Genomic DNA, 17,885 nt, shown 5'->3' on the forward strand with positions numbered 1-17,885 from the left:
GTTGCTCGATTTCGCCTATCGTTTCAGCGTCGTGCGGGCGGATTGCGCCGCAACATGTCTAACACCCTGGCCTCGTTTTCGAAATCCCTGCCCAGCCATGTGCCGCCGGCGGGGCAGCCTTCCCCCCATCCGCCATGTCATTTCAACTTGTTAACTTGAAATGCCCAATTCATAAGCTAGCTTATTATATCGGAAGCTTATGGAGATACCGCCCGATGCCCCACCGTTCCGTGGATATGAACTTCCTGTTCACGCTCGGCGAAGTGCAGCGAATGGTGCGCGCCTATGCCGACAAGCAGGCGGCGCGCTACGGCATTACCCGCGCGCAATGGGCGGTGCTGGCCAAGGTCGAGCGTACCGAGGGGCTGAAGCAGTCGGAACTCGCGGAACAGATGGAAATGCAGCCGATCACGCTGACGCGGCTGATCGACAAGCTTTGCGACAATGGCTGGATCGAACGCCGCGGCGACGAGACCGACCGCCGCGTCAACCGCCTCTATCTGCGCAAGGCGGCGCGTCCGCTGCTCGGCAAGCTCGCCGGGCTGCGCTCCGAGCTGACGGCGACCGCGCTCGAAGGCATCAATCCGGCCGACGCCCACCGCCTGCTCGCGCAGCTCGAGACCATCAAGGAAAACGTGCGCAACGCGATCCAGAATCCGGCCAACGAACCGCCGGGGAAGGAGCAGCGCTATGGCTGATCCAGTCCTCAAATTCCCGCCCGAACAGAAGGGCGCGCCACCCGCGAAACCCCGGATCAAAATCGCCGCGGAGCCGCGCCGCCGCCTGATGGCCGGGATGCGGCGTTACCGCCGCGTGCTGCTGCTGGTGGTCGTGCCGCTGGTGGCGCTGGTCGCCGGGGTCACCTTCTATCTCAACGGCGGCCGCTACGTCACCACCGACGACGCCTATGTCGGCGCGCAGAAGGTGCTGATCACGCCCGACGTTGCCGGCAAGATCGTCAGCGTCGCGGTGAAGGAGGGCCAGCAGGTCTCGACCGGCGACGTCATGTTCCAGATCGACCCGGTGCCGTTCCGGCTGGCGCTGGCGCAGGCGCGCGCCAAGCTCGACGACGCCAAGACCAGCCACGACAACCTGATCGCCAATGTGAAGCTCTATTCGCAGACCATCGAACTGGTGAACGCCGGGATCGCGCTCAAGCAGAAGGACGTCGAGCGCAAGAATTCGCTGGTCAGGAGCAATGCCGGATCGCAGCTCGATCTCGACAACAGCGCCACCGCATTGGTTACCGCACAGGCCCAGCGGCAGATCGTCACGCAGCAGCGGTCGAACGCCCTCAACCAGCTGCTCGGCGACCCCGAGCTGCCGCTCGAGCAGTTTCCGGCCTGGATGCAGGCCAGGGCCGTGCTCGACGACGCCCAGCGCAATCTCGATTTGACCACGGTGCGGGCGCCGATGAACGGCATCGCGACGCAAGTCGAACAGATCCAGCTCGGCCGCTTCGTCATCGCCGGCACGCCGGTGTTCTCCGTGATCGATACGTCGAACCCGTGGGTCGACGCCAATCCGAAGGAATCGGACTTCACCCATGTCGCGGTCGGCCAATCCGTCACCCTCGAGGTCGACGCCTTCCCCAACCACGTCTTCAAGGGCACGGTCGGCTCGCTGTCACCCGGTACCGGCGCGCAGTTCGCGATCCTGCCGCCGCAGAACGCCAGCGGCAACTTCGTCAAGGTGGTGCAGCGCGTGCCGGTGCGGATCTATTTCGACAAGAACGACAGATTTGTCCGCAAGCTGAAGGCCGGCATGAGCGTCTACGCCACCATCGACACCCAGCATCGCCGTTCGCTCGCGGCATTGTTCGGCTTCGCGCCGGCGGTGGCGGCCAAGGAGGACTGACCGGTCATGCCGACCTCCGCCGCAGCCCCCATTGCCGTGCCCGGCCTGCGCCGGACCATGGTGACGATCTGCGCGATGACGGCGACCATCATGCAGGCGCTGGACACCACTATCGCCAACGTCGCGCTGCCCTACATGCAGGGCACGCTGTCGGCGTCGCAGGACCAGATCAACTGGGTGCTGACCTCCTACATCGTGGCGGCCGCGATCATGACCGCGCCGGTGGGATGGATCGCCAATCGCTTCGGCCGCAAGCGCATCTTCATCGTCTGCGCCGGCGGCTTCACGGTGGCCTCGGTTTTGTGCGGCGCAGCCCAGGACATCAACCAGATGGTGCTGTTCCGGCTGCTGCAGGGCGTGTTCGGCGCGGCTCTGGTGCCGCTGTCGCAAGCGGTGATGCTGGACTCCTACGCATTGCACGAGCGCGCCAAGGCGATGGCGATCTGGGGCATGGGCGTGATGATGGGCCCGATCATGGGACCCTCATTGGGAGCGTGGCTGACCGAGACCTATTCCTGGCACTGGGTGTTCTTCGTCAACCTGCCGTTCGGCATCTTCACCGTGCTCGGCCTCCTGGTGTTCATGGACGAGACCCGAAAGGATCGCGATCTGCGCTTCGACTGGTTCGGATTCACGGCGCTGGCGATCGGCATCGGATCCTTGCAGCTCGCGCTCGACCGCGGCGAGCAGCTCGGCTGGACCGAATCCAGCGAGATCATCGCCGAATTCATCCTGTCGGCCGTCGGCTTCTATTATTTCTTCGCCCATTCGCTGACGACCGCAAAACCCTTCATCCAGTTCGCGCTGTTCAGGGACAGGAACTTCATCGGCGGCTGCGTGTTCATGGCGGTCATGGGGCTGGTGCTGTTCTCGACCATGGCGCTGGCGTCGCCGTTCCTGCAGAACGTGATCGGCTACCCGATCATCACCGCCGGCCTGTTGCTGGCGAGCCGCGGCTGCGGCACCTTCGTCGCCATGATGATGGTCGGCCGGTTGATGCGCTATATCGAGGCGCGCACGCTGATCATCGCCGGCCTCAGCATCACCTGCCTGTCGCTGTTCTACATGACCAACTGGACCGACCAGACCGGCGTCAACGAGATCGTGGTGCTCAGCGTCATACAGGGCTTCGGCTTCGGCCTGGTGTTCGTCCCGCTCTCCACGGTGGCGTTCCTGACGCTGCCCAACCACCTGCGCACCGACGGCACCGCAATGCTGACCCTGATGCGCAACGTCGCCAGCTCGATCGGCATTTCCATCGTCATCGCGCAACTGACGGAGGGATCGCGGCGCGTGCACGCGGTACTGTCGCAGCACGTCAATCCGTTCAACCACGCGATGCAGATGCCGGACGTGCGGGCCATGATCGACATGGGCACCGACAAGGGCCGCGCCATGATGGACGCCATCGTCAACATGCAGGCGCAGATCATCGCGTTCTCGCAGGACTACCAGATGGTGATGATCTTCACGCTGTGCGCGATCCCGCTGGCGATAATGATCGGCTCCACCAAGGCGACGCTGCGCAGGCAGTCGGTGGCGCCGGAACCTGCCGTGATCGAGTAGCGAAGGATGATGGAATTTCCGTCATGCCGCCGGCCTCGCCGCGTTCTCGAACAAATGCACGATGGCGTTGGCGTAGTACCTCAACAGCATCAGCTCTTCCGGGTTAGCGCGATAGCTGCCGTCCTGCTCCAGAACCAGATGGCGCAGCGTCAGCATGCGCAACCCCACCGTGATCGCGTAGTCGCGGTCGGCGCGCGGAATGTGGACATAGGTGCCGCGGCCTTCCAGTTCGCCGATCAGGCCCGACACCCTTTCCTTGATGTCGAGCAAAGAGAGCGGCTTGTCGCCGGCCTCCAGCATCGCGGCGGACACCAGCGACACCGGCAGCGCCGGAATCACGCGGCCGACCGCTTCCATCAACTTGTTGCCCAGCTTCTCGATCTCGGCGTGGCGCGGCTCGGGGGCCAGCAGACGAAAATCGATATTCGCCTCGGCCGTGTGCTTTCGCAGCGATACCGGCTCGCCGAAACTGACGCAGGTATAGCCGAAGCGGTACCATTCGCCGCGCAACGCCATCCAGACATGGTGAAAGAAGTGGCGCGCGAAGACAGCTGCGTTGAATCCGAACACCGGCTTCTTGCCCGGCTCGGTATTGGCCGCGGAGGTCAGCATGCGATCCTCCAGCACGCGGTCGTAGTTGACCGCGACCGGGATGAACACCACGTCGCGCGGGCCGAGCGGATCGAAGCCTGCGACCATGTAGCTGAGCAGCCCGAATTTCGGCGGGCGCAGCCTGCCGTCGCGGCTGAGGCCGCCCTCCGGAAAGATCGCTTGCGTAACGCCCGCCGCGGTCGCCATGTGGACGTAGCGCGCGAGCACCTTGCGATAGAGCGGCTCGCGGGAATCCCGGCTGATGAAATAGGCCCCCATCGATCGGATCAGGCCGCGCAGCCCCCAGACCTGCGCCCATTCGCCTACCGCGTAACTCAACGCCGACGACGTGGCGGCGACATAGGTCACCAGCACGTAATCCATGTTGGAGCGGTGATTGATGACGAAGATGACCGAGGAGGCGGGATCGACCGCGGCGAGCGCATCGTCGTTGCGGTAGCCGATCCGGACGCGATAGAGCATCTTGGAGATGCTCCTGGCGATGCGCGTTCCCACGCGGAAGTAGGCATAGGCGCTGAACGAGGGAACGATCTCGCCCGCATAGCGTTTCACCTTCTCCATCGCGATTTCGCGCGGCACGCCGGCCTCCCTGGCGTACTCTTCGGCCGCATGCAGCACTTCCGGATCGAACACCAGACGGTCGATCAGGACCTGGCGCCTGGTGAGCTTGAACGGCTGAATGTGAAGCCTGAGATGGGTATTGAGTTCTTCGATGGCGCGGTTGGCGCGGCGGCGCAGCGCCCAGCGCACGCTCGGCATCAGGATGCGGTCCACCACGGCCAGGACAGCCAGCACGGCCAGGATGATGACCGCCCACAGCGGCAAGGCAATCTGCGACCCCATCAGACCTCCCATGTCGCCGCGTGCCACGGACCGTGGTCCGAGCCGCGGCGATCCCTCTTGATCGCTCAAGATACCATCCGGGCGTTGCTCGGCCGCAAGAGGCTTTTTGGGCGTCCGCCCCTAAATCGACGCTCCCGGGATGGCGCCTGGCCGATCCGTCGTTTTCCAAAGCCTCATTTCAGAGATGGCGCACCCGGCACGAAGGCGTCGAACGCCGCCCACAACTGTTCGCGATAGCCATCCTGCTCCTGCAGGATTTCATGCCGGGCTCCCTCGATCACGCGATGCGAGCCCAAAGGCAGGCGCGCGGCAAATCGCTCGATCGCCGCGCCCGATACGACGGTATCGTCACCCGCCGCCACCATCAGGATCGGCGAAACGATTTGCGAGGGGTAATCCGCGGCGCGAAACCCGACGATGGTTTCAAACGCCGCATCCAGCCATGCCACCGTCGGCGAACCGATTCCCACCGCCGGATCCTGCTCAGGAATCGCGGCGTTGCGCGCGTAGCGCACGGGATCGGAGGTCAGCGGATTGCCGGCAAAGCCCGATGCCCGCATCATATCGACATTGCTGCCGGGAACGTAGCTCGCCCCGCAGCCGGCGAGGCGCAGCGCCCGTATCGGGATGCGCAACAGCAATGAGGAGCGCGCGTAGGGCAAATCGATCAGCGGCGCGGCGAGAACCATGCGCTCGAACCACCGCTTTCCGGAATGCGCGACACGCAGCAGGACCGCGCCGCCCATCGAATGCGCCAGGGCGAAATAGGGCGGCGGACAATCGGGAAGCACCACCCGCTGCATGAAGGTCTCGACGTCGAGCTCAAATTCCGAAAAGCTCTCGACATGTCCCTTGCGCGGATCGGGCAGTTGCCGCGACGAGTGCCCCTGTCCGCGCCAGTCCATGACAGCGACCGCAAAGCCGCGCCGGCGCAGATCGCACACCGTCTCGAAATATTTCTCGATGAACTCGCCGCGTCCGGGGAAGACGCAGACCGTTCCCTTGCTGTCGGCCGTCGAGCCCCAGCGCGCGAAGCGCAGCTCCACCCCGTCCGGCGTCCCGATCTTGCCGGTGATGGCATCGTCGGGACATGGATTGTCGGGAGTGGAAACGAGATTCATGGCGCAACCGGACAGGGAAAGAGCACTAAAGGCGTGGGAGATATGCGCAGAGGAGGACATAGACGCCTCTGGGCGCGCGAGGCTTCTCGCCATATCAGCTTTGCACAGGTCTCTCCAGCTGCACTGGCAGCCTCGCTGGCGGCCCCGGTTCGCAGATCAGATCGAGGTCGCCCCGCCCGGATACGCCGCTTGACGCGTGGATCGCGCGCTGCGCCTCGCGGCTTCGCTAGTAGGTTTGCGCCCACGAATCCGTCCGGAATACGAGCTTCCTTAACAGCCGATCGAATTCCGCTCGTTCCGCTTCGTTCAACGGCGCAAGCATCTGCCGTTCGCGAGTAACAAAGAGCGGCAAGGCCTGCCTGTAGAGCCGGCGTCCTGCCGACGTGACGATCAAAGGCCGCCGTCTTTGATCGATGTCGTCAATCCTTCGCGAAATCAGCCCGTTCCGCAAGAGGGCGTTGACCGCTCGGCTGATGCTGTTTTTCGGGCGCCCCGACGCCTCGGCAACGTCTTGAGCCGTGCAACCTGGCGCCGCCACGAGGTTGAACAAAATGATGAATTCCGGGCGCGTCAGCCCGAAGCGCTGCTCCATCTCCTCGTAAACCGGACCGGTCAGGAAGTTGGCGACCCAGCTCAACCGATATGCGACCGGAACCGGATTTTCCTCCAGAACGTGCCGCCAAAGAGGCGTCGTCGCGCTCTTTCGCTTTTTTAGTTCCATTTGGAACTTTCTTTTGTTAGTCTCGACTGACCAAGACCAAGGGGGGAAGAAAATGATACTTGCCCGTACGAGCTTACTGATTGCTTTGGCGATCGCAAATTGCGCGTTCGCTTCCGCTCAGGATATGCTGGTTGAAAAGAAGGTGATGGAAATTCCCGCCTTCCAGACCGTTTCGGGATCCAGGCTGACCGGCGTCCGCATCGGCTATGAGGTCTACGGACGGCTCAATGCCGCCGGCGACAATGCCATTCTGATACCTCGAAGCTATTCGAGCACGAGCCATGTCGCCGGCAAATACAGCACCACGGACGCCGCACCCGGAATCTTCGACGGCGTCATCGGGCCGGGCAAAACTCTCGACACCGACCGTTACTTCATCGTCAGCACCGACAATCTGATCAACGTTGCCGCAAAGGATCCGACGGTGACCACTGTGGGGCCTTCGTCGACGAATCCCGCCACGGGCAAGCCCTATGGCATGCGTTTTCCCATCATCCAGATTCGCGATCTGGTGAACGCCGACAAAGCCATTCTGGATGCGCTTGGCGTCAAGAAACTGCACGCTGTTGTCGGCTGGTCGATGGGCTCGATGCAGGCCTTCGAGTGGTCGGTTGCATACCCCGATTTTGTGTCGCGGGTCGCGGCCCTGCTGCCGATCGCGCAGATGGACGGCTATACTGTCGCGCAATTGGACAATTGGGGCAGCGCCATCACCCTCGATCCCAAATGGAATAACGGCGATTACTATGAGGGGCCGGCGCCGACGGACGGCCTGACCAGGGCCTTGAATACCTTGCACATCACCCAGCGGTCCTACGGCTGGGGGACCAATCTCGCTGCAACGCCATCGAAGCCCGATCGGTCGCCCGCGTCGTCCTGGGACGCCGGCTTTGCCGCCGTTGCCAATATGCAAGCCGCGTCAGCGGCCCGGACCAAGGTTTTCGATGCGAACGCCATTCTCTACGGCAATCGTGCGATGCAGCTCTTCACAGTTGGCGGCGTAGCAACGCTCGAAGAGGGCTTTCGGCCCGCCAAGGCCAAATTCCTGATTGTCCCGGCCCGCAGCGACGTCCTGTTTTTCCCGGCATATGGCCAACGCGCGGTCGAAGCTTTGCGCAAGAATGGTCGTGACGTCAGCTATCTCGAAATCGACGGGACCGGCGGTCACTTCGATGGCGTGTTCGAAATCAAGCAAGCCACCTCCGCCCTGCGCACCTTGCTTCAATAGCCGGCCGCGAAGTGCATCGACCCTCTCAGCCCTGCGGCTCGAGCACCATCAGCCCCGACGCGGTGTTCGAAATCGGGATGTGGTAATTGGCGTGCTGCTGCTTCACCTTCTCCGGCAGTGCGCCGCGCGCGACCACCCAGTTCAAGAGTTCGACGCCCTGGGTGCCCGACAGCTCGACCAGCTCAGTGGTCGAATACTGCGTCGCCCAAGCCGGGTTCGCGACCATGCTGGCCATGAAAGCGAGGTCGAACTCCTTGTTGATGAAGCCGGCGCGCTCGCCGTCGAGCTGGTGCGACAGGCCGCCGGTGCCCATCACGACCACCCGCTCGTCCCCCGGCCAAGAGGCGATGGCCCGGCCGATCGCCTGGCCAAGCTTGTAGCAGCGCGCCGCCGAGGGCAGCGGTCCCTGCACGGTGTTGACGCACACCGGCACGGTGCGGACCGGCCACTTCATGTCTGGCCAGCATAACGCCATCGGCAAGGTGAAGGCGTGATCGACCACCATCTCCTGGCAGGTCGTGAGGTCGAATTCCTCAGCCACCAGCTGTTCGATCAGGTGCCATGACAGTTCCGGGTCGCCGCGGAAGGGCGGCACCGTCGGAATCCCCCAGCCCTCGTCGGCATTGCGGTACTCGCTCGCCGCGCCGACCGCGAAGGTCGGCATTTTGTCGAGGAAGAAGTTCAGCCCGTGGTCATTGTAGACCAGCACGACGACGTCCGGCTTCACCTTGGCGAGCCATTCGCGCACCGGCGGGAAGCCGTCGAAGAAGGGTTTCCAGTAGGGATCGTTCTGCAGGCCCTTGGCGATGGCGCCGCCGATGGCCGGGACGTGCGAGGTGGTGATGGTGCCGACAATGCTGGCCATGGTCTATCCCCGTGCGGCCAGAAGCTTGGCCTTGAACTGATCCTTGGTCAGGCCGGTCTGCTGGGCGCCGATGTCCTGCATGTCGAGCCCGAAAATTCCGGCAAACTTGGCCAGATAGTAGGCGTTGCCGCCGGCCTCGATCAGCTGCAATACGTTGCGGTTGCGGATGGCTTCGCGCTGCTGCGGGTTCAGGCCGTATTTGGCGCAGTAGGCGTCCTCGTCCTCGACGAAGGCGCGCCGGTTGGCGGCGTCGTTGAACGAGTAGCACATCTTGTTCAGCGCATAGCCCTTGCGGGCCTGCTCACCGTCGAAGATGGTGGTGCCGGGCACGGGTTGTCGCGGCTTGGAACTGGGCATGCCCTCTCCCCTTTTGCAGCAATGCTATGTGGCCGCCGGCCGGCGCGAATTGTTCTGGATCAAATCGCGCCCGGCCGGACCGGTCCGCTGGAACCATTTCCACTCCATCCTTCGAGACGCATCGCTTCGCGATGCTCCTCAGGATGAGGTCTCAGTCCCTCATGGTGAGGAGCGCGTCTTCGCGCGTCTCGAACCATGAGGCCCCGCGAGAACCATACTGGTTCGGGCAAGCTGGAAAACGCTCTCTAGAATGGCAATCCCACATAGTTTTCGGCCAGCGACCGCTGGGCGGCCTCGGACGAGAACAGATAGGCGAGATCGGTTTCCTGCAGCTTGTTGTCGTAGGGGATATTGTCCGGGAAGCGGTGCAGCAACATGGTCATCCACCATGAAAACCGCTGCGCCTTCCAGATCCGCGCCAGTGCCTTGTTCGAATAGCCGTCGAGGCCGGCGTCATCGCCCTTTTTGTAGTGATCGACCATGGCGTGATAGAGGTAATAGATATCCGAAGCCGCGCTGTTGAGCCCGCGCGCCCCGGTCGGCGGCACGATATGGGCGGCGTCGCCGGCGAGAAACAGCCGGCCATAGCGCATCGGCTCGGCCACGAAGCTGCGCAACGGCGCGATGCTCTTCTCGATCGACGGACCGGTGATCATGCGGGCGGCGACCTCGCCCGGCAGGCGGCGCTTGAGCTCGGCCCAGAACGCGTCGTCGGACCAGTCTTCGACCCGATCCGTCAGCGGCACCTGGATGTAGTAACGGCTCAGCACCTGCGAGCGCAGCGAGCAAAGCGCGAAGCCGCGCTCGTGCTTGGCATAGATCAGTTCGGGCGAAACCGGCTTGGTGCGCGACAGCACCCCTAACCAGCCGAACGGATAGACCCGTTCATATTCCCGCAGCACATCCTTCGGGATCGACTTGCGGCTGACGCCGTGGAAGCCGTCTGCGCCGATCACGTACTCGCAATCGATGCGGACGACCTTGTCGCCGTCGCGATAGGTGACATAAGGCGCATCCGAATTGAGGTCGTGGGGCGTCACGTCCTCGGCATTGTGGATGACGTTGCCCTTCATCCGCTCGCGCGCCTCGTAGAGATCGCGGGTCAATTCGGTCTGGCCGTAAACCACGACCGAGCTGCCGCCGGAATATTTGAACAGGTCGACGTGATCCATCACGCCGTCATGGGCGATATGGAAGCCCTTGTGGATCTCGCCCTCGCGGTCCATGCGCTCGCCGCACTGGGCTTCGCGCATCAGCTTGGCGAAGCCGTGCTCCAGCACGCCGGCCCGGATGCGGGCCAATACATATTCGCGGCTGTATTTTTCCAGAACCACGGTTTCGATGCCCTGCAGATGCAGGAGCTGGGACAGCAGCAGCCCCGACGGCCCGCCGCCAATGATGCAAACCTGGACCTTCATTTTCGAAATCCTCCCTTGATTTTGGACAAATCTACCGGATTTCCGGGCGCCTGGAATGGATATAGCCTCCATTGTCTTGTAGGATTCGAACATGAGCGCGACGCCGGCAAGCCGCACCGTCCAGACCTACAATTTGTTCGGCGAGTCCGGCGATCTGCCCGACGTCGTGCATTGCGAAACCATCGCGGCGCGCTCGGTGCTGCACGAATGGGAATTCGCGCCCCACCGCCATCCGCGGCTGCATCAGATCCTGCTGATCGAACGCGGCGGCGGACAGGCGACGCTGGAAGGCCGGATCCATCCGCTGCGGCCGATGCGGATCGTCAACGTGCCGACCGGCGACGTCCACGGCTTCAGCTTCAAGCCGGGCACACAGGGCTGGGTGCTGACCGTATCGGCGGAAATGCTGGACGAGGTGCTGACGCCATCGGAGGGATTGCGGCGGGTGCTGGCGCATTCGACCGTGGTGCGCGGCACGCCCGAGATGCGCAGCGCGATGCAGCAGATCTTCGCGGAGTTCGCCGGGCGTCATTTCGCCAGGGCGCATCTGCTGCGGGCTTTGTCCGCGGCCCTGATCGGCCTGGTCGCGCGCGAAATGGCCGCCAACGGCAGGATGCCGGGCGGCATGACGAAACCCGACCTGTTCCGGCGGTTCGAGGCGCTGCTCGATCAACACTTCCTGCAGCACTGGACCGTGTCGGACTATGCCGCCGCGCTGTCGATCACGCCGACGCATCTGAGCCGCCTGACCCGTTCGGCGACGGGCCACGCGGCCTCGCATCTGATCCTCGACCGGGTGATCCGCGAGGCGCGGCGCAACCTCGTCTATACCAACCTGCCGGTCTCGACGATCGCCTACGCACTCGGCTTCAGCGACCCGGCCTATTTCAGCCGGCTGTTTTCCGGCGCAACCGGCCTGTCGCCGCGAGGTTTTCGCGACAAGGTGCACAAGGGCGATTAGCGCTGCCGATTGCAATCGGCGTCAATTCCGGGAACTGTGGCGCAGGCAAGAAACACACACACACAGTAATGGGAGACCTGCGCAATGGCCTTTTCGCTCTACGATGCAACCGTCGCCAACTACCTGCAGATTCTCGGCGCCGTCGGCGGTTTCCTCGAGAAGAGCCTCGCGCATTTCCGCGAGAAGGGCATCGATCCGGCCGAGATCGTCGAGGCGCGGATGGCGCCCGACATGCTTCCGCTCCGTTTCCAGATCGTCTCGGTCGCACTTCATTCGCGCGGCGCGATCGAGGCGGCGAAGACCGGAGTGTTCGTCCCGCCCTCGGGAAAACCGGACCTCGACTATGCCGCACTTCAGGCCTTGGTGACGGAAGCGCGCAATGAACTCTCGGCCCTGACGCCGGACGCCGTCAACGCGCTCGCCGGCCGCGACGTCATCTTCAAGCACAGCGACCGCACGCTCCCGTTCACGTCGGAAGGCTTCCTGATGTCGTTCTCGCTGCCGAACTTCTTCTTCCACGCGACCACGGCCTACGACATTCTCCGCCACAACGGCGCGCCGCTCGGAAAACGCGATTTCATGGGCAGGATGAAATTGAAAGGGTGATGGCCCGTTGCCCGACCAGTCCTTGCCTGCGGCGTCACTCTTGAATGAGATTGCATGTTGAAGGTATTCGGAGGATGAGGCATCCTTGGAGTTGTCCTACCCGGATCAACGTCCCCTGGCTTCGGAAGGTTGGCGCCCGCCTCCTCGATGTTCATACAGATCGAACGACCGACTGAACGGCCGCCCGGCGTTGGGCGGATTATTTCGGCTTTCGGCTTCCTCTACGCATCGAATGGTTTCATTGGCTGGCTGTTCGCCGTGACCGGGCCTGTGGCGATCATTCTGGCGGTCGGCTCGAACGGAGGGCTCTCCGAAAGAGAGATCGCGTCCTGGATCTTCGGCGTCTTCTTTTTCAACGGCCTGATCACGCTCCTGCTCAGCGGGCTTTATCGTCAGCCGCTCGTCTTCTTCTGGACTATCCCCGGTACGGTCCTGGTTGGGCAGTCGCTGACCCATCTGACGTTTCCGGAGGTTGTCGGTGCGTTCTACGCTACGGGCCTGCTGATGCTGGTGTTGGGTGCGAGCGGCTGGGTCAAGCGCGCCATGCAGCTCGTTCCGATGCCGATCGTCATGGGCATGGTCGCCGGCGTTTTTCTGCGCTTTGGTCTTGAGCTCGTCCGCGCTGTGTTTGCTGACACCATCATCGTCGGACCGATGGTCGCAATTTGGCTCATCCTGTCGGCGATCCCGCGCCTTGGCCGGCGTATTCCGCCGATCATCGGGGCCCTGCTGGTCGGCGCATCGACGACGGTGCTGTTCAGCCGGTTCGACGCCACTGCAACGCTTCAATTCGAACTGATCCGCCCGGTCATCCAGGCTCCAGTCTGGTCAATCGCGGCCATGGTCGAACTCGTGGTGCCGCTCGCGATCACGGTCCTCGTCGTCCAGAATGGCCAGGGTTTTGCGGTGCTCGGGACAGCAGGGCATACGCCGCCGATCAACGCCGTGACCATGGCCTGCGGCATCGGCTCGGTGATCAGCGCCGTCGTCGGCGGAGTCAGTTCCTGCCTGACGGGACCGACCAATGCCATCGTGGTCTCGGGTGGTGAGCAGAAACGCCAATATAGCGCCGCCATGTTCGTTGGTTGTCTGGCGCTGGTGTTCGGACTGCTGGCGCCGACATTTACACGGTTGCTGCTGGTTTCGCCCAAGTCGCTGGTGATGGCCTTGGCAGGACTCGCGATGCTGCGCGTCCTGCAGACGGCCTTTATCACCGCGTTCAAGGAGCGCTTCTCACTCGGCGCGCTGCTGGCTTTCCTCGTCACCGTCGCCGATGTGCCCTTGTTGAACGTCGGCGCCGCATTCTGGGGTCTCGTGTCCGGCTTCGCCATCTCATGGCTGCTGGAGCGGTCCGATTTTGCAGCGGAGGCGCGATCGTAATCGCGCCGCGTCAAGGGAATGCGAGGCCTGCGCTTGGTCGACGCCTCGATTTTCCGGTCATGCCGCGCCCCAACGCAGGGCGGGGCGTGACGCGGGAAGCGCGGCGAACGGGACCATCCGAACCTCCAACCTGTTTGGCAAATCGCATCAGGCGAGGCGGCGCGATATTGCCGTAACGATTGAGGGGATCGTGAACATGACCTGGACGTCTTACGCCGGCGGGGTTTGCGACGGGTCCGATACCTTCCGGCCTCCAGCGCCGCGCACGACTGCTTTCTTCTGCAGCGGGTCAACGGATACGCTTGATAAGCGCGTCGCCCAGCTATCGGCTTCTGTCAGCCAGAAGTCCTCGTTTTCACCCTCCATCCTCGCGCGCTGACGACAGAACGCCGCCATCGCCCGACATTGTGTGACCTTGTCATCCATCACAAGCAGCCCGTTGGAAAACACAAACCCCGTGCCGGCCCTCGGGTGGAGGGCCGGCCGGGGGGGGAACCCGGCCTGCGAGGGGGCAACACGACCGGGATCGTCGAAATTCCTTGTCGAAACGCTGGGTCTGCGTGGAACAGATTGCAGAAAGGCGTGATTGTATCGACAGGCGTCAGCGCGAACAGCTTCACATACTCCGCAGCTTTGCTACTTCATCGGCCAGCAACTTGGCGATCGTCAGACGTTGGGTCTCATCTTTGCTCTCCCCAAGCAGCTTTCGATATCTTTCAATATTTTGTTCTCTGACAAACCGCTCGAGGTTTGACGGAGCAGTTTCAACACGCTTCCGAATTGATTCCATTCGTCCGATCGCCTTTGATCTGCGTCAATCGATGGAATTTCATACCTCGTAAAAATAGACAATAGCCCAAAGCGACTATCCTTGTGCCGCGCAATCCGCTTTTTCCGAGCATCGTGGCAAACGCCATGCGTACGATGTCGCCAGAGGCAGCAGGGATTTTCATGAAACATAAGGTTGCGACGTTCGAGGGATTGAAATCGCTTCCCGCGAGCGTGGCGATTCTCGACGCTTCCGGAACAATTGTGGCGGTCAACGATACCTGGAAGCAATTCGGTCGACGAAACGGATTGCGTGTTCCCGATTCCGCAATTGGCTCGAACTACCTGCAATATTGTCGGTCCGATGAACCGAACTCACGTCGGTTCGAAAGTGAGCTGAGAGCATTGCTCGCGGGCAAGCGTGATCTCTTGACGTTTATTTATCCATGCCATTCGCGGACGCAGGCACGATGGTTCTGCCTCATCGGGCTGCCGCTATCGCTGAATAAATCGTCCGGCGTGGCCCTCCTGCATGTGGACCTCACAACAATGTTGCCGCTTCCGATCGGTGCGCGACGAGCGCGAGCCAAGGAAGAGAAAAAGCCAATTCGCCCCGGGGCCAATCTAGCCGCGATTGGCGGCGTCCTGGAACGCTCCGTGCTGGAAACGCTTTCGTCACAACTGAACACAATGTTCGCCGGTCCTGCCACGCGCGAGAAGGAGGCCACGCAAGGGAACGACGGTCAGATGAAGGCCGCTCTTACTCGGTTGAGCAAACGGCAGATGCACGTTCTGCGTCTGCTGGGCGAGGGCAAGACCAACAAAGAAATTGCGATGGCGCTCTTTCTTTCACCTAACACTATCAAGCTGCACGTGTCAGCGATCCTGGAACGTTTGAAGCTCCGGAGTCGCACTCAAGCGGCTCTTGTTTCATCAATGCTATGGCAAGACCGCAACGCCGAAGTCAACGCGGGCGCGACGCCTGAGAAATAGTCGTTTCGGGCTATTGCCCAGCCTGATCGGGCGTGAGATTTACTTTCAGAATCGTCGCGTCATCAATTCATGTAACGGAGACTGCAGATCGATGAGCCCTCGCGGCACATGGTGCGTTGTCAGCCTTACAGGTTCGGAATTGGCGAGACGGCGAAGTCCAGTCTTGGCCCCTCACGGCATCGACGTTTAGTTGCTTGGATAAGCTTGGCATGAATGATCTTGAGCCGCTGCGCAATCCACCAAGCTGCATCAAGTGTGGTGGGAAGATGTGGTTTTCCTGCACCGAGATTGAGAAGCCTGGGTTTGTCCACCACGTCTACGAGTGCAAAAAGTGCCGGAGCACCCAGAGCTTCGTCACCGCCATATAGGCGGCCTCAGTTGGTGGCGAGCTGCTGCTCCAAATCGTGCAGCACCTGATAGCAGGGCAGCACCTGGGCGACGCTGGAGTTCGGCTCGCGACCCTCGCGGATGGCTGCGAAGAACTCGCGGTCCTGCAGCTCGATGCCGTTCATCGACACGTCGACCTTGCTGACGTCGATCTTTTCTTCCTTGCCGTTGAACAGATCATCGTAGCGCGCGATGTAGGTGCCGGTGTCGCCGATGTAGCGGAAGAAGGTGCCGAGCGGACCGTCATTGTTGAACGACAGGCTGAGCGTGCAGATCGCGCCGTTGGCGGCCTTGAGCTGGATCGACATGTCCATCGCGATTCCGAGCGCCGGATGAATCGGCCCCTGCACCGCGTTGGCCTTCACGACCGGCGAGCGGGCCTGGTAGGCGAACAGGTCGACCGTATGCGCGGCATGGTGCCACAGCAAATGGTCGGTCCAGCTGCGTGGCTGGCCCAGCGCGTTCATGTTCGAGCGGCGGAAGAAGAAGGTCTGCACGTCCATCTGCTGGATGTTGAATTCGCCGGCGACGATCTTTTTGCGCACCCATTGATGGCTGGGGTTGAAGCGGCGGGTGTGGCCGCACATCGCGATCAGCCCGGTCTTTTTCTGCAGGTCGACGACGGCCTGCGCGTCGCGCAAGGAATCCGCGAGCGGAATCTCGACCTGGACATGCTTGCCGGCCTTCATGCAGGCGATCGACTGTTCCGCATGCATCTGGGTCGGCGTGCACAGGATCACCGCGTCGACCTCCTTCAGCGCGAGGCTGTCGGCGAGGTCGGTCGAGACATGTGCGATGCCGTATTTGGCGGCGACTTCCTTGGTCGGCTCCAGCCTGCGGCCGACCAGCGACACCACCTCGACGCCGTCGATGTTCCTGATGCCGTCGAGGTGCTTGACGCCGAACGCGCCGGCGCCGGCGAGCGCCACTTTGATGGTCTTGGCCACGTCAGTTGTTCTCCAGGATCAGATGGCCCACCGCGGTGTTGCTGGCGGGCACATGGTAGAAACGATGCCGCACGGTGGGCGGCTTGCCGCCGTTGACATCGCTCATGGCACCGCGGGCGATCAGCCACATCACGAGCTCTATGCCCTCGCTGCCGGCCTCGCGGACGTAGTCGATATGCGGCATCGCGGAGAGCCCCTCGGGATCGGAGATCAGCCGATCGAGGAAGGCGGTGTCGAACTCCTTGTTGATCAGTCCGGCGCGCGGACCCTGCAGCTGGTGGCTCATGCCGCCGGTGCCCCAGATCTGCACGTTGAGCGGCTCGTCGTAGGACTCGATCGCCTTGCGGATCGCCTTGCCGAGCATGTAGCAGCGCCGGCCCGACGGCACCGGGTACTGCACCACATTGACCGCGAACGGAATCACCGGGCACGGCCACGCCTGCGGCTGGCCGCACATCAGGCTCAGCGGCACCGTGAGGCCGTGGTCGACGTCCATCTTGTTGACGATGGTGAGGTCGAAATCGTCCTGGATCACCGATTGAGCGATGTGGCCTGCGAGTTTCGGATGGCCGATCACCTTGGGCACCGGACGCGGGCCCCAGCCCTCGTCGGCCACTGCGAACTCGGGCGCCGTGCCGATCGCGAAGGTCGGGATGATATCGAGGCTGAACGCATTGGCGTGATCGTTGTAGACCAGAAAGATCACGTCCGGCTTCTGATCCTTCAGCCACTGCTTGGAGAATTCGTAGCCCTTGAAGACCGGCTGCCAATACGGCTCGGCGGTCTTGCCAAGGTCGAGCGCCGCGCCGACGGCCGGCACGTGCGAGGTGTAGACGCTCGCTGAGATACGGGCCATCACTTCTTCTCCCCAATGTAGCGGTTGCCTTCGGCGGAGCGGCCGCCGCCAACCATCATGTTCCGGTATTCTTCCTCGCTCATGCCGGTCATGCTGCCGGCCATCTGCTGGAAGCTCTTGCCGTCGGTGGCGCCGATCTTGGCGAGGAAGTAGATGTTGCCGCCGAGCGCGATGCAGCGATTGAGGTCGCGCGCCAGCACCGCCTGCTTCTGCTCCTCGCTCATCGGCCATTCGTCGAGATAGGCGCGCTCATTGGCCTTGAAGCGGGCGCGGTTATCCGCCTTCATCAGCGACATGCAGAACTGGTTCAGGTGATAGCCCTGGCGCGACATGTCGGCGTCGAAGATCGTGGTGCCGGGGACATCCTTGTAGGGTTTGTCGAGTGACATGGGATTGCCT

17 protein-coding genes are annotated in these 17,885 nt (G+C 62.6%); 8 read left to right on the forward strand and 9 right to left on the reverse strand.

Annotated elements, in window-relative coordinates:
* The first annotated feature begins 215 nt into the window (after positions 1-215).
* Genes KMZ68_RS25355 through KMZ68_RS25365 form a run of 3 tightly spaced genes read left to right on the forward strand, consistent with a single transcriptional unit; the run spans position 216 to position 3,423 of the window.
* Entirely contained in the window at positions 216-698 is a 483-nt protein-coding gene (locus KMZ68_RS25355; RefSeq protein ID WP_215613817.1) for a MarR family winged helix-turn-helix transcriptional regulator, read from the forward strand.
* Positions 691-1,857: an HlyD family secretion protein gene (locus KMZ68_RS25360; protein ID WP_215613818.1), complete on the forward strand. Its 1,167-nt coding sequence runs from the start codon at positions 691-693 to the stop codon at positions 1,855-1,857. The genes KMZ68_RS25355 and KMZ68_RS25360 overlap by 8 nt, the downstream gene beginning before the upstream one ends.
* 6 nt (positions 1,858-1,863) lie before the next feature.
* A complete protein-coding gene (locus KMZ68_RS25365) occupies positions 1,864-3,423 on the forward strand; it encodes an MDR family MFS transporter (RefSeq protein WP_215613819.1) in 1,560 nt (519 codons plus the stop codon).
* A gap of 21 nt (positions 3,424-3,444) precedes the next feature.
* Here KMZ68_RS25365 and KMZ68_RS25370 read toward each other — a convergent pair whose 3' ends face one another.
* The 3 genes from KMZ68_RS25370 to KMZ68_RS25380 all read right to left on the reverse strand — a co-directional run bounded on the left by KMZ68_RS25370 (position 3,445) and on the right by KMZ68_RS25380 (position 6,720).
* Positions 3,445-4,878 (reverse strand): 1-acyl-sn-glycerol-3-phosphate acyltransferase, encoded by a 1,434-nt coding sequence (locus KMZ68_RS25370; RefSeq protein ID WP_215613820.1) that lies wholly within the window; start codon positions 4,876-4,878, stop codon positions 3,445-3,447.
* A gap of 173 nt (positions 4,879-5,051) precedes the next feature.
* On the reverse strand, positions 5,052-5,999 hold the full coding sequence (locus tag KMZ68_RS25375; RefSeq protein WP_215613821.1) for an alpha/beta fold hydrolase: 948 nt from the start codon (positions 5,997-5,999) through the stop codon (positions 5,052-5,054).
* A gap of 226 nt (positions 6,000-6,225) precedes the next feature.
* The gene (locus KMZ68_RS25380; RefSeq protein ID WP_215613822.1) at positions 6,226-6,720 is read right to left on the reverse strand and encodes a MarR family winged helix-turn-helix transcriptional regulator; all 495 of its coding nucleotides are present in this window, start codon (positions 6,718-6,720) and stop codon (positions 6,226-6,228) included.
* Positions 6,721-6,733: 13 nt separating this feature from the next.
* Here KMZ68_RS25380 and KMZ68_RS25385 point away from each other — a divergent pair, with 13 nt between their 5' ends.
* Positions 6,734-7,948, forward strand: a complete 1,215-nt coding sequence (locus KMZ68_RS25385) for an alpha/beta fold hydrolase (protein WP_215613823.1) — start codon at positions 6,734-6,736, stop codon at positions 7,946-7,948.
* A 25-nt stretch (positions 7,949-7,973) separates the two neighbouring features.
* Here KMZ68_RS25385 and KMZ68_RS25390 read toward each other — a convergent pair whose 3' ends face one another.
* From KMZ68_RS25390 to pobA, 3 genes are all read right to left on the reverse strand, one after another.
* Complete coding sequence (locus KMZ68_RS25390) at positions 7,974-8,813, reverse strand: class III extradiol dioxygenase family protein (RefSeq protein WP_215613824.1); 840 nt, start codon at positions 8,811-8,813, stop codon at positions 7,974-7,976.
* Between the two features lie 3 nt (positions 8,814-8,816).
* Positions 8,817-9,170, reverse strand: a complete 354-nt coding sequence (locus tag KMZ68_RS25395) for a protocatechuate 4,5-dioxygenase subunit alpha (RefSeq protein WP_215613825.1) — start codon at positions 9,168-9,170, stop codon at positions 8,817-8,819.
* Positions 9,171-9,415: 245 nt separating this feature from the next.
* Entirely contained in the window at positions 9,416-10,588 is a 1,173-nt protein-coding gene (gene pobA, locus KMZ68_RS25400; RefSeq protein ID WP_215613826.1) for a 4-hydroxybenzoate 3-monooxygenase, read from the reverse strand.
* Positions 10,589-10,679: 91 nt separating this feature from the next.
* On the opposite strand from pobA, the gene KMZ68_RS25405 reads away from it, so the two are divergent.
* From KMZ68_RS25405 to KMZ68_RS25420, 4 genes are all read left to right on the forward strand, one after another.
* Positions 10,680-11,549 carry a helix-turn-helix domain-containing protein gene (locus KMZ68_RS25405; protein WP_215613827.1) on the forward strand — a complete coding sequence of 290 codons (870 nt, stop codon included), beginning with the start codon at positions 10,680-10,682 and terminating at the stop codon, positions 11,547-11,549.
* An 84-nt stretch (positions 11,550-11,633) separates the two neighbouring features.
* Complete coding sequence (locus KMZ68_RS25410; protein WP_215613828.1) at positions 11,634-12,155, forward strand: DUF1993 domain-containing protein; 522 nt, start codon at positions 11,634-11,636, stop codon at positions 12,153-12,155.
* 147 nt (positions 12,156-12,302) lie between these two features.
* Positions 12,303-13,535: a benzoate/H(+) symporter BenE family transporter gene (locus tag KMZ68_RS25415; protein ID WP_215613829.1), complete on the forward strand. Its 1,233-nt coding sequence runs from the start codon at positions 12,303-12,305 to the stop codon at positions 13,533-13,535.
* 915 nt (positions 13,536-14,450) lie between these two features.
* On the forward strand, positions 14,451-15,296 hold the full coding sequence (locus tag KMZ68_RS25420; protein WP_215613830.1) for a LuxR C-terminal-related transcriptional regulator: 846 nt from the start codon (positions 14,451-14,453) through the stop codon (positions 15,294-15,296).
* Positions 15,297-15,670: 374 nt separating this feature from the next.
* On the opposite strand, the gene KMZ68_RS25425 is transcribed toward KMZ68_RS25420, so the two are convergent.
* The 3 genes from KMZ68_RS25425 to ligA are packed head-to-tail and all read right to left on the reverse strand — an operon-like array spanning position 15,671 to position 17,875.
* Positions 15,671-16,630: a Gfo/Idh/MocA family oxidoreductase gene (locus KMZ68_RS25425; RefSeq protein ID WP_215613831.1), complete on the reverse strand. Its 960-nt coding sequence runs from the start codon at positions 16,628-16,630 to the stop codon at positions 15,671-15,673.
* A gap of 1 nt (position 16,631) precedes the next feature.
* Positions 16,632-17,486 carry a class III extradiol dioxygenase subunit beta gene (locus KMZ68_RS25430; protein ID WP_215613832.1) on the reverse strand — a complete coding sequence of 285 codons (855 nt, stop codon included), beginning with the start codon at positions 17,484-17,486 and terminating at the stop codon, positions 16,632-16,634.
* Complete coding sequence (gene ligA / locus KMZ68_RS25435; RefSeq protein ID WP_215613833.1) at positions 17,486-17,875, reverse strand: protocatechuate 4,5-dioxygenase subunit alpha; 390 nt, start codon at positions 17,873-17,875, stop codon at positions 17,486-17,488. The genes KMZ68_RS25430 and ligA overlap by 1 nt, the downstream gene beginning before the upstream one ends.
* Positions 17,876-17,885: the final 10 nt, after the last annotated feature.

The organism is Bradyrhizobium sediminis (genome assembly GCF_018736105.1).
Classification (GTDB): Bacteria; Pseudomonadota; Alphaproteobacteria; order Rhizobiales; family Xanthobacteraceae; genus Bradyrhizobium.